Source organism: Streptomyces sp. NPDC054863 (genome assembly GCF_053610825.1).
Window position 1 is genome coordinate 30,266 of the sequence record NZ_JBSGZD010000006.1, and the last position, 14,414, is coordinate 44,679.

General features: G+C 70.7%; 13 protein-coding genes and 1 tRNA gene. 7 read left to right on the plus strand and 7 right to left on the minus strand.

The genetic code is table 11. The features are described 5' to 3' along the window. Nucleotides 1-23 precede the first annotated feature (23 nt). The 3 genes from ACWGIG_RS02530 to ACWGIG_RS02540 all read right to left on the minus strand — a co-directional run bounded on the left by ACWGIG_RS02530 (nucleotide 24) and on the right by ACWGIG_RS02540 (nucleotide 3,438). Nucleotides 24-932: a D-alanyl-D-alanine carboxypeptidase family protein gene (locus ACWGIG_RS02530; RefSeq protein ID WP_453319675.1), complete on the minus strand. Its 909-nt coding sequence runs from the start codon at nucleotides 930-932 to the stop codon at nucleotides 24-26. A 120-nt stretch (nucleotides 933-1,052) separates the two neighbouring features. After that, on the minus strand, nucleotides 1,053-2,426 hold the full coding sequence (locus ACWGIG_RS02535) for an MFS transporter (protein WP_453319631.1): 1,374 nt from the start codon (nucleotides 2,424-2,426) through the stop codon (nucleotides 1,053-1,055). Further along, nucleotides 2,416-3,438, minus strand: a complete 1,023-nt coding sequence (locus ACWGIG_RS02540; RefSeq protein ID WP_453319632.1) for an aromatic ring-hydroxylating oxygenase subunit alpha — start codon at nucleotides 3,436-3,438, stop codon at nucleotides 2,416-2,418. The genes ACWGIG_RS02535 and ACWGIG_RS02540 overlap by 11 nt, the downstream gene beginning before the upstream one ends. Nucleotides 3,439-3,738: 300 nt before the next feature. On the opposite strand from ACWGIG_RS02540, the gene ACWGIG_RS02545 reads away from it, so the two are divergent. Continuing rightward, nucleotides 3,739-4,476, plus strand: coding sequence for a class I SAM-dependent methyltransferase (locus tag ACWGIG_RS02545; protein WP_453319676.1), 738 nt, complete (start codon nucleotides 3,739-3,741; stop codon nucleotides 4,474-4,476). A gap of 1 nt (nucleotide 4,477) precedes the next feature. On the opposite strand, the gene ACWGIG_RS02550 is transcribed toward ACWGIG_RS02545, so the two are convergent. Together ACWGIG_RS02550 and ACWGIG_RS02555 are read right to left on the minus strand one after the other, a co-directional pair. Further along, nucleotides 4,478-5,059, minus strand: coding sequence for a hypothetical protein (locus ACWGIG_RS02550; RefSeq protein ID WP_453319633.1), 582 nt, complete (start codon nucleotides 5,057-5,059; stop codon nucleotides 4,478-4,480). Between the two features lie 104 nt (nucleotides 5,060-5,163). Then, a complete protein-coding gene (locus ACWGIG_RS02555) occupies nucleotides 5,164-5,673 on the minus strand; it encodes a DUF3830 family protein (protein ID WP_453319634.1) in 510 nt (169 codons plus the stop codon). Nucleotides 5,674-5,778: 105 nt separating this feature from the next. Between ACWGIG_RS02555 and ehuB the strand changes: the two genes are divergently transcribed. The 6 genes from ehuB to ACWGIG_RS02585 all read left to right on the plus strand — a co-directional run bounded on the left by ehuB (nucleotide 5,779) and on the right by ACWGIG_RS02585 (nucleotide 10,000). Further along, nucleotides 5,779-6,690, plus strand: a complete 912-nt coding sequence (gene ehuB / locus ACWGIG_RS02560) for an ectoine/hydroxyectoine ABC transporter substrate-binding protein EhuB (protein WP_453319635.1) — start codon at nucleotides 5,779-5,781, stop codon at nucleotides 6,688-6,690. Then, nucleotides 6,687-7,370 carry an ectoine/hydroxyectoine ABC transporter permease subunit EhuC gene (gene ehuC / locus ACWGIG_RS02565; protein ID WP_453319636.1) on the plus strand — a complete coding sequence of 228 codons (684 nt, stop codon included), beginning with the start codon at nucleotides 6,687-6,689 and terminating at the stop codon, nucleotides 7,368-7,370. Before ehuB ends, ehuC begins: the two co-directional genes overlap by 4 nt. Next, the gene (gene ehuD, locus ACWGIG_RS02570; RefSeq protein ID WP_453319637.1) at nucleotides 7,367-8,020 is read left to right on the plus strand and encodes an ectoine/hydroxyectoine ABC transporter permease subunit EhuD; all 654 of its coding nucleotides are present in this window, start codon (nucleotides 7,367-7,369) and stop codon (nucleotides 8,018-8,020) included. The genes ehuC and ehuD overlap by 4 nt, the downstream gene beginning before the upstream one ends. Further along, nucleotides 8,010-8,792, plus strand: a complete 783-nt coding sequence (gene ehuA, locus ACWGIG_RS02575; protein WP_453319638.1) for an ectoine/hydroxyectoine ABC transporter ATP-binding protein EhuA — start codon at nucleotides 8,010-8,012, stop codon at nucleotides 8,790-8,792. Before ehuD ends, ehuA begins: the two co-directional genes overlap by 11 nt. A 297-nt stretch (nucleotides 8,793-9,089) precedes the next feature. Then, nucleotides 9,090-9,860, plus strand: a complete 771-nt coding sequence (locus ACWGIG_RS02580) for an IclR family transcriptional regulator (protein WP_453319677.1) — start codon at nucleotides 9,090-9,092, stop codon at nucleotides 9,858-9,860. Nucleotides 9,861-9,926: 66 nt separating this feature from the next. Further along, nucleotides 9,927-10,000 (plus strand) — tRNA-Lys (locus ACWGIG_RS02585). A 43-nt stretch (nucleotides 10,001-10,043) separates the two neighbouring features. Here ACWGIG_RS02585 and rfbB read toward each other — a convergent pair. Both rfbB and ACWGIG_RS02595 read right to left on the minus strand, forming a co-directional pair. After that, complete coding sequence (rfbB, locus tag ACWGIG_RS02590) at nucleotides 10,044-10,994, minus strand: dTDP-glucose 4,6-dehydratase (RefSeq protein WP_453319639.1); 951 nt, start codon at nucleotides 10,992-10,994, stop codon at nucleotides 10,044-10,046. 145 nt (nucleotides 10,995-11,139) lie between these two features. Beyond that, nucleotides 11,140-14,400, minus strand: a complete 3,261-nt coding sequence (locus ACWGIG_RS02595) for an amidohydrolase family protein (RefSeq protein WP_453319640.1) — start codon at nucleotides 14,398-14,400, stop codon at nucleotides 11,140-11,142. Nucleotides 14,401-14,414 lie beyond the last annotated feature (14 nt).

The following is a 14,414-nucleotide window of genomic DNA, read 5'->3' on the forward strand; positions in this document are numbered from 1 at the left end:
TCCTTCTTGAAGCCGTGGTCGAGCTACTTCTTGAAGCCGTGATCGAGCAGCCTGCCCGCGTCCTTCGCCCGGTTCACGTCCGAGGACGAGGCCAGCAGGGTCCCGTAGAGGGTCTTGCCGCCGCGCTTGGTGGCGAAGACCAGGCAGTACTTGGCGTTCGGGCCCGACCCCGTCTTGATGCCGAGGGTGCCCCGGTAGCTGTTGAGCAGCGGGTTCGTGTTGGTCCAGGTGACGAAGCGGTGGCCGCCGGACCCCGTGACGGTGCGCTGCTTGGTGGACCTGGTGGCGACCACGGCCCGGAAGGTGGCGTTCTTCATCGCGCTCACCGCGAGCTTCGTCAGGTCACGGGCGGTGGAGTAGTTGCCCCTGCCGCCGCCTCCGTCGAAGGAGTCGAAGTGGGTGTTCTTCAGGCCGAGCGAGCGCGCGGTGGCGTTCATCTTCCCGATGAAGGACTTCACCCGGGCGTCACGCGTCCTGCCCGTACCGAACTTGTCGGCCAGCGCGTACGCCGCGTCGCAGCCGGACGGCAGCATCATCCCGTACAGCAGCTGCCGGACGGTGACCTTGTCGCCGACGATCAGGCGGGCCGACGAGGCGGTGTTCCTGACGATGTAGTCGCTGTACGCCTTCTGGACGGTGACCTTGGCATCCAGGTTGAGGCCCTTGTCGGCGAGGACCACCTTCGCCGTCATGATCTTGGTGGTCGAGCCGGTGGGCAGGCGGGTGTCCGCCCCCTTCGCGAACAGGGTCCTCCCCGTGCCCGCGTTCATCAGGAAGGCACCCCTGGCGGTGACGGTGGGTGCCTTGGGGGCGGCGAGGGCGGGGGCGGCCGTACCGGCGGCCACGGGGGTGAGGGCCTGCGCCGGGGCGAGGGCCGCCCCGGCGACCAGGACGGACCCGGCGGTGGCCGCGGTGACGGCGACGGCCGACACGCGGCGCGCCCGAGCCTTCGTGTTCCGCCCGCCGGGCCCGGTTCTGGTGATGTCGTTGAGTACGTTCTTCACGCTGAATGCTCCAAATGCCCATATCGTGCGGCCACATGAGGATGTCGCCTACCCGCCTGACGAACGAGGCGGCACGGGGGCACGGGTTCCACCGGAATTTCCCACCGGAAGGTCACTTCCACGGTCGCCTTCCGGCCGGTTCCACGTCTCGCGGGAGCGCAGTGCGCCGAGGAGTCCCACCGCGCTGAACGCGACGGGCAGCAGCAGTGCCGGCCGGTACGCGTCCGGTGCGGGCGTACCGGAACCGGCCTGCCCGGTCAGGTCGACGATCCAGCCGAAGAGGGGCTGGATCATGGCCGAGGCGGCGAACACTCCCGTGTTGGCCACGGCGAGTGCGGTGGCCGCCAGGTGTCCGGGGACCAGCTCCTTGAGCGCGGCGAAGGACACCGTGACCTGCGCCGCGGCAAGCCCGACCAGCACGTACAGGGCCAGCCCCGACCAGCCCGGCCGCCAGGGTGCCAGAGCCAGCAGCAGCCAGCCGGCCAGCGCAGCCGCCGAGGACGCCAGCAGGAGGGGCTTTCGCCGTCCGAGCCGGTCGGAGACGAGACCGATCAGCAGGGCCCCGGTCCCGTAGGCGGCGAGGGCCAGGGTGGTGTAGAGCGTCGCGTGCGCGTTGGACAGGCCGAAACCGTCCGTGAGCACGGGCACGCCCCACAGTCCCGAGAAGGCGTAGAAGGTGCCGTTGGTGCCGATGGTGCACCAGAACACCGGCCACATCTCCCGTCGGCGCAGTACGTTCCTGACGCTCTGCCAGGCGCCTTCGCCGGTGCGCGCGGTCCTGGGCGGCACGGCGAGGAGCCCCTGCTCGCCGGGGCCGTTGCGGACGAGTGCGAGAACGGCCACGGCCAGGGTCAGGGAGACGACCGATGCCGCCACGAAGATGGTCCGCCAGGACATGTGCGAGACGAGGACCGCCGAAGGGCTGCCCGCGAGGATGCTGCCCAGGTTCGCCAGCAGCATGGTGAGGCCGGTGATCGTTCCGTAGTGCCGGGGCGCGAACCAGACGGCGTTGTTCTTCATGACACCGACGAACACCACGGACAGTCCGAGACCGGTGAGGAGCGGCCCCATGGAGGCCTGGACGAGACCGCCCGCGGTCGCCTGGGCGAAGGCCCCGATCGCGGTCACCAGTGTCCCGGCCGCCACGCACAGCCTGGTTCCCAGGCGGTCCACGAGGATTCCGGCCGGTATCTGGGCTGCGGTGTAGACCCAGAAGTGCCATGCGGCGAGCATTCCGAGCTGCGCCGCCGAGGTCCCCAGCGAGGCGCTGAGGGACTGGGCGAAGGTCGCCGGCGCGAAGCGGTAGAAGAACCCGGAGAGGAAACAGGCGGTCAGCACGGTGTAGCCGGACCAGCGGAAGAACCGGTGCCGGCGTGCGGCCGCCGCCTCGTCCGTCGTCCCTGCCGTGGTCTCAGTCGTCATCGAGGACCTGGTCGAGGATCCAGTTGTCGAGGCGGTGCACCACGTGTTCCTCCGGCAGGTAGCAGCCGGGCCCGGAGGCGTGCAGCCCCTTCTGCTGGTACTCGGTGATCCAGTCGTCCTCCGCGATGACCTGCTTGAGCCGCTGGTGGTAGCGCGGGGACACCTCGTCGAAGTCCGGGCGCGCGAGGGTCGAGGCGGGGAAGGCACAGCCCACGCGGACCCGGGTGCGGGACGCGGAATCGGGAATCTTGTGAATCCACCACATGACGTCCTGGGCGGTCACGAGAAAGAAGCCGGGCAGCAGGATGGAGAAATGGGCACCCTTGGCCGCGGCCCCGGTGAGTCCACCGGTGTGCGGAAACCCTTTGTCGCGTTCGCCCGGATGTAATGCGGGGGTGTGCTCCGACTCGTGGTAAACGCCGATCCAGTTTCCTTCGGAGGCAGCCGAGGTCACCGGCTGTTCGCCGATCGAGCCCCGGTGGATGTGTTTGGTGTGCAGCGTCTCCATGTCCACCTCGACATAGAGCTTCCAATTGGATTCGAGGACGTATTCGCGTTCCTCCACCGGAACCATCTGCACGGTCCGGTGCGGCACGGCGACGGAGGAGAGGTAGTTGCCGAGCCAGTCGTCCAGCGTCGGGGATTCCTCCTGGTTCCCGAGGTGGACGAAGATCAGCCCCTCCCGGACGCCGGAGGGCACCTCCAGCAGGTTCCTGCCGATCCCGGCCAGGTCTTCGCGGCGGTGGCCGTCCAGTCCCGGGGCGTGCTTCAGGACGCCTTCGGAGCTGTACGTCCAGGAGTGGTAGGGGCAGCGGAAACCGCGGCAGGTGCCCGAGGGGTCCTCGACGACCAACGCGCCACGGTGCCGGCAGGAGTTGCGGAACACCCGTACTTCCGAGTCGTCGCCACGCACCGCCAACAGCGGTTCGTCCAGCAGCCGGAGGGTGAAGAAGTTTCCGGGTTCCGGTATCGAGGAGGCAAGTCCCGCGAAATGCCATGCGGGGCGGAACATCGTCTCCATTTCGCGCTCGAACCACGACTCGTCGGAATAGACCCAGTGCGGCAGTGTTTCGGCCTGCGCGCGAGGAAGCCGAGTGCCTGCATAGAGGTTCGGATCAAATATGTCGTGAGGTTTTCGCATGACAAAACAACCCCTCTGTTGTCCTTCCTGCTCACTCACGCTAACCAAGACCATTCCGGCCCGTGTGCCCAAAAGGTGTAGCTGCTGTGTGAAATCATCCATCGCCGACGGCGTGGGAATGGCCGAGGATCGCCTTTCCCGTGCCGACCGCACCGTGTTGCGATGCACCCCATGGATCACTTCGTGCGCAAGGGATACGGGGGCACGGGCCCCGGAGCGATCACGCCCGACGGATGCGCGGTGGAGCTGTACCGGCGGCTCCCCGTCCTCGACGAACCGAAGTGGCTGGCGCTGGCCGCCCCTGCCCGGCCGGGCGCCCGTCTCCTGGAGCTGGGCTCGGGCGTCGGCCGCCTCACCCGCCCCCTGACCGAACAGGGCTTCACCGTCACCGCGGTCGACGAGTCCGCCGAGATGCTGGCGGAGATACGGGAGTGGCTGCCCCGCGTACGTACCGTACGCAGCCCCATCGAGGCCCTCGACCTGCCCGGCGAGCGCTTCGACGTCGTGGTCCTCATGTCCTTCCTCGTCCACGCGGGCACGGAAGGGATGCGCGAGGGCCTCCTGCGGACCTGCCGCCGCCATGTCGCCGACGACGGCGTGGTGGTGATCCAGCGGGAGGCGGCGGGCCGGCACGAGGGGCTGCCCGTCGAGCGGCGTTACGCCGGCGGGGAGCTGGTCCGCATCGTCTCCTCGGAACCCGCCCGGGGCGAGGGCCGCCCCGGGGCCCGGTCCCTGCACGTCGAGTACGAGTTCCCCGACGCGCGCTGGACGCAGACCTACCTCTCCTGCCCGCTGACGGAGCAGGAGTTCGAGACGGCGCTGGAGGAGGCGGGGCTGGCGGTGGACGCCTACCTGGACCCGGACCGGACGTGGGTACGGGCCGTGCCGGTGGGCGCCGGGCCCGCCTGAGTCAGCCCTCCTGCGGCGGGGTGGCGGTCAGTGCGGCGAGGCGGGCCTCCAGCCGGTTCTGGCGGGCCTCGACGCGCGCCGCCACGCCGAACGGGGAGGCCAGGTAGCCGCCCGCGGCGAGCAGCGCCACGCTGAACAGGACGTTCCCGGCGAGGAACTGCAGGAGCGCGATCAGCAGCGCCGCCGCGACGAGGACGGGGCGCGCCCACCCCGCCCCCGCCTTCTTGCTGTTCTGCAGCTTGATCAGCCGAACCATCGCGTGCCGGGCCACCGGATCGTTCGGTATCTGCTCCCGCCGGGAGAGCCTCATCACCGCCGCCAGTCGGCGGTGCGGGAGGCCGGTCTCGGAGCTGAGCCGGTTCAGCGCCCTGGTGTTCAGCCAGATCAGGAGTCCTGCCAGCGCCAGGGGGACGACGATCACCCGGATTCCGGCCCAGGGGCTGAACACCTGAGCCACCCCCGACGCGGCGCAGGCCAGGGCGAGGATCGCCGTGTTGCCGGCCCACCTCGCGTCGTGCCAGCGCCACTCCGCCTCCCAGTCCACGTCGCTGCCGCCGCTCTCGTACTCGGGTCTCGCGTCCACTGTCCGTTTCCGTCCTTCCGGTCCTGCCGGTCCTGCACCGGGGGCGGATGGTACGGAGCGGGCGCGCGGACGCCAACCGGGCGGCGATGTCGGACTTGTGGGACTCAGGCCGCCGTTGCCCGCCGGAAGCTCAGCGTCTCCCCCACCGCGCCCGCCCGCCACAGGTCCTGGCAGGCGTCGGCCATCCGGTCCAGGCCGTCGACGACCGCGCCCCAGACGATGCCCGGGACCCAGCCCTGGTCGCCGTTGAGGAGCAGGTTGTTGCGCTCGTAGAAGAGGGCGAGGTCGACGATGGCGGGGCGGCCCCGGTGGATGTGGTCGGCGGAGTAGCCGTGGGAGCCGGTGGCCAGTTCCGTACCGGCGAAGGTGAAGTAGCAGAGGTCGCCGGGGATGGGGGTGACGGTGGGGTTCTCCAGTGGGGGTTCCGTGGCGGCGAAGGACGGGAAGAGCGCGTAGATCTCGTTGCGCGCGTACTTCGCGTGGTAGACGTCGCCGCCGAGCGGGAGGGCGTCCCAGACTGCCCGGCAGGTCATCGGGGCCAAGTCGTCGAGGAGTTTCGCGGTGCAGTGCACACCGCGCTTGTCGAGCGAAACATCCACGAATCGGTCGGTCATCCTCCCATCGTGCTCAGAGGTTTGCTCCCGTCAAGGGGGCATCTGCGGCCCCGCGGGCCGGAATTGAGTGGAGTAATCCGTGCGGTCTCGGGTAGCCGCGCGCCCATGGCTCCAACGAGGAAAAAACAAGCCAGGAAGACTCGAACGCAAGACAGACGGCCGATAGCCAGGCGCTCGCTCCTGGCGGGCGGTGCGGCGCTGGGCGCGGCGGGGGCGCTCGGGGTCGCGGGGTGCAGCAAGGTTCCGACCGGGAACACGCTCGCCCGGCTCAAGTCGCAGGGCATCGTGCGGATGGGCATCGCCGGTGAGGCCCCGTACGGCTTCATCGACGACCAGGGGAACTTCACCGGCGAGGCGGTCGAGCTCGCCAAGGTGATCTTCAAGCGGCTCGGGATCGCGAAGGTGCAGCCGGTCGCCACCGACTTCTCGTCGCTGATTCCGGGGCTCAACTCCCAGCAGTTCGACGTCGTTTCAGCCGGTATGTACATCAACAAGGACCGGTGCGCGCAGGTCATCTTCGCCGATCCCGAGTACCAGATGCTGGACTCCTTCCTGGTCAGGAAGGGCAACCCGAAGAAGCTCCACACCTACCAGGACGTCAAGAAGGCCGGGGCCACGATCGCCACCGGCACCGGGTACGCGGAGATCGACTACGCCGTCGCCGCCGGAATCCCGGAGAAGGAGATCGTGATCCTCCAGGACGCGGTGGCGGGCCTGAACGCCGTCGAGGCGGGTCGCGTGGACGTCTTCGCCGGTACGGCACTGGCCGGGCGCGAAGTGGTCAGGAAGAGCAGGAAGGCGGAGGCCACCGCGCCGTTCGCACCGCTGGTCGACGGCAGGAAGAAGATCGACGGCGGCGGCTTCGCCTTCCGCAGGCTGGACGGTGAACTGCGCGACGCCTTCAACGTGGAGATCCACAAGATGAAGAAGAGCGGCGAACTGTTCCGGATCCTCCAGCCGTTCGGCTTCACGAAGTCGGAGATGACGACGCTGACGGCCAAGGAGTTGTGCCGATGAGCGCGGGACTGTGGCAGCACTGGATCCTGCCCGGGATCTGGACGACCGTTCAACTCACGGTCTACTCGGCCCTGTTGGCGGGTGTCGTCGCCTTCGTGATCGGAATCGCGCGGACCAACCGGCTGTGGATCGTCCGCTTCCTGGCGGGCGTCTACACGGAGGTGTTCCGCGGGACCTCGGCGCTGGTGCTGATGTTCTGGCTGTTCTTCGTGGTGCCGGGGCTCATCGGGTGGGCGTTCGTGCCCATGTGGGCCGCCGTGCTCGCACTGGGCCTTTCCTACGGTGCGTACGGTGCGGAGGTCGTGCGCGGTGCGCTCGCCTCGGTCACTCCCGCACAGCGCGAAGCGGGGGTCGCGCTGAGCTTCACGCCGTGGCAGCGGATGCGGCTGATCATGCTGCCGCAGGCGGTGCCGGAGATGATCCCGCCGTTCAACAACCTCTTGATCGAGCTGCTGAAGGGCACCGCGCTGGTGTCGCTGCTCGGCATCGGCGACGTGTCGTTCGCCGCGTACCTGGTGCGGCTCGCCACCCAGGAGAGTGCGCAGATCTACTCGATCACCCTCGTCATCTACTTCGTGATCGCGTTCCTCCTGACGCGCGGCATGAAGGCGCTGGAGCGCAGGTCCAAGGCCGGGATCGGGATTGACGTGAAGGCGCAGATCTCCGGGGGGACGCGATGAGCAACTGGGACTGGTCCGCAGTCGCGGACTTCATGCCGCGCTTCTGGGACGGGGTGCTGCTCACCCTCCAGGTGCTGGCGCTCGGCTCGCTGCTCTCGTTCTCGCTGGGTCTGGTGTGGGCCTTCGGGCTCAGGTCGGCCTCGAAGTTCGTACGGTGGCCGGTGAACGTCGTCACCGAGTTCATCCGCAACACCCCGCTGCTCGTGCAGCTGTTCTTCCTGTTCTTCGTGCTGCCGGAGTGGGGGATCCAGTTCTCGGCGATCACCACCGGCACCGTCGCGATCGGGCTGCACTACTCGACGTACACCGCGCAGGTCTACAAGGCGGGCATCGACGCCGTACCGGTCGGCCAGTGGGAGGCGGCGACGGCGCTCAGCCTGCCGACGCACCGCACCTGGTTCGCGGTGATCCTGCCGCAGGCGATCCGGCGCATCGTGCCCGCGCTGGGCAACTACGTCGTCTCGATGCTGAAGGACACGCCGCTGCTGGCCGGCATCAGCGTGCTGGAGATGCTCCAGCAGGCACGCCTGGAGAGCGCGGCCACCTTCCAGTACACCGAGCCGCTGACCGTCGTCGGCATCGCCTTCATCCTCATCGCCTACCCGGCGTCCCTTCTGCTGCGAGCCCTGGAGCGTCGTCTTGTCCGCTGAAACCGCTGATTCCGTCCGGGCCCCGGCCGCCGCCGACGAGCTGATCAAGTTCGACAACGTCACCAAGCGGTTCGGGAAGAACACCGTCCTGGACAACCTCTGCTTCTCGGTCCTGCCGGGCAAGCACGTCACCCTGATCGGGCCCTCCGGGTCCGGCAAGACCACCATCCTGCGGCTGCTGATGACGCTGATGAAGCCCGAGGAGGGCACCATCCACGTCAACGGGCAGCAGCTCTACCCCTCGCAGGGCGAGAAGCAGTTGCGGGAGGTGCGCAAGAACATCGGGATGGTGTTCCAGCAGTTCAACCTCTTCCCGAACATGTCCGTACTGCGCAACATCACCGAGGCACCGGTACGCGTCCTGGGCCTCTCCAAGGACGAGGCCGAGCAGCGGGCCCGCGACCTGCTGGACATGGTCGGGCTCGGCGACCGGTGCGACGCCAAGCCGACGCAGCTGTCCGGCGGGCAGCAGCAGCGGGTGGCGATCGCGCGTGCGCTGGCCATGCGGCCGCAGGTCCTCCTCCTCGACGAGGTGACGTCGGCGCTCGACCCGGAGCTGGTGGCGGGCGTCCTCGACGTGCTGCGCGACATCGCCCGTACGACCGACATCACCATGCTCTGCGTGACGCACGAGATGAACTTCGCCCGGGACATCTCGGACGACGTCCTGATGTTCGACTCCGGGCGGGTCATCGAGTCGGGGCCGCCGGAGAAGATCTTCGGCGACCCGGAGCACGAGCGCACCCGCGAGTTCCTGGGCGCGGTGCTCTGAGCCCCGCAGGGCCCCGTACGGCGCTGTGACACCAGCTGTCGCACGGCTGACACCGGCTGTCGCACCGGCCGAAACGCGACCTGCCTCCGGCATGTGCCAGAGGTGCGCAGGCCCAGCTCACGACCCTCGGGCCCGAATGCCCGCGCGAGCCAGTTTTGTCAACCCCCGCCCTTCCGGCGGGGGTTGACGGCTATCGTGGCTCGAAGGCACACGAACGACGCAGCGAACGCCACAGAGAACGACACGACGAACGACACCGAGCAGGACGACGCAGCGCAGCAGAGCTGGGGGAAGACCGTGGCACTGAAGCCCGAACCGACCACGCCGCGGCAGCCGCGGCACTCGGTGCAGCACGCACTGCGCGTGCTGGAGTCGGTGACCCGGCACAGTGACGGCGTCACCGACACCCAGCTCGCCCGCGAGACCCGCCTGACCCCCGCCGAGCTGCGCCCGCTGCTGCTGATGCTGCGCCGCGAGGGGTACGTGGAGCAGGTGTCCGACGGCGCGTATGTGACGGGTGAGGCGCTGGAGCTCGTCGGGGCCCCCGGCACCACCCGCCGCGAGCTGGTCGAGCTGCGCCTCCAGCAGACCCTGGACCAGCTGCGGGACTCGGTCGGCGCCGCGATCTACCTCAGCCGGTACGTCGACGGGGAGATCAAGGTGACCCGGGTCGCCGAGGGCCCGCTGACCCCGAAGGTCAACGAGTGGGTCGACTTCCGCTCCTCCGCGCACGCCAGCGCGATCGGGAAGTGCCTGCTCACCCAGCTCGACCAGAACGGCCGCCGGGACCACCTGTCCCGGCACAGGACCGCCCGGCTGACCTCGCGGACGATCACCGACGAGCGGGTGCTGTTCTCCAAGCTGGACAACCAGCCGCCGACCGTCCCGGTCCTCGACCTCCAGGAGTACGCGCTCGGCACGGTCTGCGCGGCCGTACCCCTGACAGCCGGTGCGGCCGTGGGCTGCCTCGCCCTGTCCCTGCCGGTCGAGCACGCGCACCGGCTGCGGGAGGCGGCGGACGCCCTGAACCGCCGGGCCACACCGATGGCGCTCTCCCTCTCGCTGTAACGGCCCGACCACCCCGCGTACCTGGTCGCGAGCACCCCCTCGGACCAGGTACGATTTACGAGTCAAGCGCCGCTAGCTCAGTTGGTTAGAGCAGCTGACTCTTAATCAGCGGGTCCGGGGTTCGAGTCCCTGGCGGCGCACAGGACGAAGGAAGGCCCCCGAGCGGAAGCTCGGGGGCCTTCCTCATTCCCCGCGGCCTGCCGCCCGGTACCACTCCACCGTCTGCGCCAGCCCCTCCTCGAACGGCACCTGCGGCGCGTACCCCAGCTCCTCCCGGATGCGGGTGTCGTCCAGCGCGTACCGCAGGTCGTGCCCCAACCGGTCGGCGACGTGCTCCACGAGGCCGGGCGGGGCGCCCGTCAGCCCGATCAGGAGGCCGGTCAGCCGGAGGTTGGTGAGGGCGTTCCCGGTGCCGACGTTGTAGACCCGGCCGGCCGTGCCCTTGGTGAGTACCAGGTGGACGGCGCGGCAGTGGTCCTCGACGTGCAGCCACTCGCGGACGTTCTCCCCCGAGCCGTAGACCGGGACGGGGCGGCCCGCGAGGAGCAGGGCGGTGAAGCGCGGGATCAGCTTCTCGGGGTGCTGGCGGGGGCCGTAGTTGTTGGAGCAGCGGGTGGTGCGGACGTCCAGGCCGTGGGTGCGCCAGTAGGAGCGGGCGATCAGGTCGGCGCCCGCCTTGGACGCGGCGTACGGGGAGTTCGGCGCGAGCGGGGACTCCTCGGTCCAGCTGCCCTCGGCGATCGACCCGTAGACCTCGTCGGTCGAGACGTGGACGACGGGGCCGACTCCGGTGCGCAGGCATGCTTCGAGGAGGCTCTGGGTGCCCTCGACATTCGTACGCACGAAGGCGCCCGCGCCCGCGATGGACCGGTCGACGTGCGATTCGGCCGCGAAGTGCACGACGGCGTCGTGGCCCGGCAGCAGCTCCAGGAGCAGCGGCAGGTCGCGGACGTCGCCGTGGACGAAGTCCAGGCGGGGGTGGTCCAGGGGCAGGTGGTCGGTGTTCCCCGCGTAGGTGAGCAGGTCGAGGACGGTCACCCGGGCCTGTTCGTGGCCGGGGAGGCGGCCGTCGAGAAGCATGCGGACGTACGAGGAGCCGATGAACCCGGCGCCGCCGGTGACGAGGATCTTCACGCCGTGAACCGTACCCGCGACCCGCTGCCGCCCCGGTGAGGGGCGCGGGGCCGTACTGGATCCGCGGCTCCGCCGCGTGGGCGCGGTCGGCCACTGCGGGGCCGCGGGCGGCCGGCCGCACCGCGCGGCGCACCCGGCGGAGCGCTCAGCAGCAGCCGCCCTCGCGCATCAGCGCCGTCACGGCCGCCCAGTCGCCGCCGGGGGCATCGGCCCGTTGCCGCGTCGGGCTCTTCTTCCCGTACGGCGCCTCCAGCCCCGCCCGCTCGTGGACGCGTCCGCCGACCAGTACGCCGGTGACCTTCACCAGGTCGTCGAAGTCGGCGAGCGGGTTGCCGTCGACGAGGGTCAGGTCGGCGATCTTGCCGGGCTCGACCGTGCCCAGTTCCTCTGCCGCGCCGAAGAGTTCGGCGGGCGAGGTGGTGACCGAGTGCAGGGCCTCCGCCGCCGTGAAGCCGTGGCGCACCATCGCCCGCAGCACCACGTGCAGGGTCAGGCCGACCGGGGTGATCGGGGTGTCCGTGCCGATCGCCATCCGTCCGCCGTCGTCGACGAGTGTGCGGTACGTGCCCATCTCGCGCCGCAGTGCGAGACGTTCGGTGGCGGTCGGGGTCCTGGCCGCTGCCGCGCGGACCGTCGCCGTGTCCCAGGGCGGCATCATGGCCGTCACCCTGGGGTCGTCGGCGAGGGCGGGGAAGTCGCCGATGAGGGGGAAGGCGACGAAGGGCGTGGCGAGGAGTTTCAGGCCGCCGCTCGTGTAGTGGGCGAGGGTGTCCTGGTAGGTGAAACCCTCACTGGTGGCGCCGTGTCCGCGGTCGGCGCGTTCGGTGGCGACGAGGTGGCTGGTCAGGTCCTGGCCGCTCTGGAGGCCCTGCGAGACGAGGTGCGAGCCGGAGAGGACGCCGAGGCGGTCGTGGCCGAAGCGGGCGGCCTGTTCCATGTACGCCATCGGGGCGCGGACGTACGTCTTCACGAAGTCCCAGTCCAGGGCGGCCCCGCGGGCGAGGGAACGCCGCAGGCCCTCCTCGGTGCGGTGGGCGCGGCCCATGCTGTAGGCGACGCGCGGCCCGTCGAGGAGTTCGCCGGTGGTGAGGAGGCGCGGTCCGGCGAGGTGCCCGGCGACGACGGCCTCCCGGATGCGGGCCTGTTCGTACGAGAAACCGGCGAGCGAGACGGTGGTGGTGATGCCGTACGCGAGGGAGACCGAGGTCTGGCGGGCGCCGTAGGTGTACTGCCAGGGGTGGGTGTGGGCGTCCCAGAGGCCGGGGAGGACGGTCCGGCGGGAAGCGTCGACGTGGCGGGCGGCCCGCCGTCCGGCCCGGTGCGGTTCGATGCCGGTGATGCGGCCGTCGCGGATCAGGATGTCGACGTCGGTGCGCAGCCGGCCGTCGGCGGCGGTGCCGTCCCAGAGACGGCCGGCGTGGACGACGGTGTCGACGGGGGTGGAGCGGCGGTATGCGAGGCGGACGGGAATCTCCCGGCCGGGGCCCGAGCCGCCGGATCCCGTCCCGGCGTTCCCCTTCCCGGCGTTCCCCTTCGCGTCGAGGGTGGTCAGCCGCACCTTCCCCTCCGCCAGGTACAGGAGCGTCCGCGAGTCGGCCGCCCAACTGGGGTGGTCGGCACCGTAGTTCGAGAGCTGTCGCGCCTCGCCCGCCGGGCTTCCGTCGTCGCCGACCGGCAGCACCCACAGTGCGGACTCGCTGACGCAGGCCAGCCACTTGCCGTCCGGCGACCAGGCGGGTCCCGACGCGTACCGGTCGGAGAGGGAGGCGAAGGCGGCGAAGGGGTGCAGGGCCGAGGCGCCGGTGGCCGTGTCGACGACGCGGATGAGGTTGTAGCCCTCGCGGTAGCGGAAGTTGAGCCGGTTGCGGTCGCAGTAGGCGAGGTGGCGGCCGTCCGGGGACCAGCTCGGCGGGCCCGGCAGTCCGCCGCCGCCGAGCGGGGTGGCGAGCACCTTCTCGACACCCGAGGCCAGGTCCCGTACGACCAGCCCGCCCGCCATGTCGATGCAGGCCAGTCGCTTGCCGTCCGGGGACAGCGCGGGGTGTGTACGCCCGCCGCCCGCCAGCAACTCGTCCTTCCCGGTGGCGAGTTCGAGGCGGCGCACCCCGTTCAGGCCCTCGCGGTCGTCGACGTACAGCAGCCAGCGGCCGTCGCGGCTGAAGGACGGGCCCTGGAGGTAGCTGGACGGCGTGGCGCGCACCACCCGACGGGGAGTGGGACGGCCCGAAGTCGGCTGGATCCAGAGGGAGTTGAGGGCGACGAACGCGAAGGAGCGTCCGTCGGGGGCGAGCACCGGCTGCTGGATGCCGCGCACCTTCCGGGTCCGCTTCGGCTCCAGCTCGTACCTCTTGATCCGGTACGAGGGCCGCTCGACCGGCAGTGTCGCGTCGAAGGCGACGACCTGTCCGGTGCGCGCGCGGTGCGGGCGGACGACCTGGAAGCGGCCGTCGAGGGTGACCAGCATCCGCTCGTCGTCGAGCCAGCGCGGCGGCGAGTCGGCGAGCGAGCCTTCGACCGGGGCCGGTGTTCCGTCGACGACCAGGGCGACGGGTTCGTACCGCTGGCCCGTGGCCGTGGTGCGCAGCCAGGCGGTGCGGCCGGCCGGGGAGACGGCGGGGGCGAGCAGACCGCCGGGCGGGGCGGTGTCCGGTTCGGCGTGGACGACGGTGACGGGGCCGGTCCCGTCGGCGGCGACGGCGGCGATCGTACGGGACTTGAGGGCGGTGCCCTCGACCGTGCCCCTGACGAACAGGACCCGGGCGCCGTCGGCGCTCCAGGTGGGGTCGAAGTCCTCCCAGCGGCCGCCCTGCCCCGGCCCGGACCGGCCTGCCAGGCCGGTCAGTCGGTGGAGCTTCCCGGTGCGTACGTCGACGGTCCAGATGCGGTACGGGCTGCCCTTGACCGGGTCGCCGCCGCGCTCGGAGGAGAACGCGACGCGGGTGCCGTCCGGTGACCAGGCGGGGGCCCGGTCGTCCCATGGGCCGTCGGTGAGGCGGCGCAGCCCCGAGCCGTCCGCGTGCATCACCCAGATGTGGAACTGGCCGCCCCTGAAGGCCGCCATCGCGACCTGCCGCCCGTCGGGCGACAGGACGGGGCGGTTGGGTTCGAGGTCGGGCGGGGTCAGGGCGGTGGCGGGTCTGCCGTCCTCGCCGAAGGACCACAGGACGTTGTGGACCTCGGCGACGTAGCGGCCGGCGTGGCCGCTGCCCGCACCGTTGGTGGCGGTGGTCAGGCGCAGCAGCCGCTCGCCGGGGGCGACGGCGGAGGCTCCACCGGGGGCGGCGAGGGAGGCGGCATCGGAAGCGGTTGAGGCGGGGGCCGCCTGGGCCCGGCCCGTCACCCCGCTCCCGACGGCCACGGTGGCTGCCGTGACGGAGGCTGCCTGAAGGAAGGTGCGGCGCGGCATGGACGGCAAGGTGC

Excerpts from the sequence above, each read along its gene's own strand:
- ACWGIG_RS02535 (WP_453319631.1), bottom strand. The coding sequence starts at position 2,426 with ATGACGACTGAGACCACGGCAGGGACGACGGACGAGGCGGCGGCCGCA.
- ACWGIG_RS02540 (WP_453319632.1), bottom strand. The coding sequence starts at position 3,438 with ATGTTCCGCCCCGCATGGCATTTCGCGGGACTTGCCTCCTCGATACCG.
- ACWGIG_RS02545 (WP_453319676.1), top strand. The coding sequence starts at position 3,739 with ATGGATCACTTCGTGCGCAAGGGATACGGGGGCACGGGCCCCGGAGCG.
- ACWGIG_RS02555 (WP_453319634.1), bottom strand. The coding sequence starts at position 5,673 with ATGACCGACCGATTCGTGGATGTTTCGCTCGACAAGCGCGGTGTGCAC.
- ehuB (WP_453319635.1), top strand. The coding sequence starts at position 5,779 with ATGGCTCCAACGAGGAAAAAACAAGCCAGGAAGACTCGAACGCAAGAC.
- ehuC (WP_453319636.1), top strand. The coding sequence starts at position 6,687 with ATGAGCGCGGGACTGTGGCAGCACTGGATCCTGCCCGGGATCTGGACG.
- ehuD (WP_453319637.1), top strand. The coding sequence starts at position 7,367 with ATGAGCAACTGGGACTGGTCCGCAGTCGCGGACTTCATGCCGCGCTTC.
- ACWGIG_RS02595 (WP_453319640.1), bottom strand. The coding sequence starts at position 14,400 with ATGCCGCGCCGCACCTTCCTTCAGGCAGCCTCCGTCACGGCAGCCACC.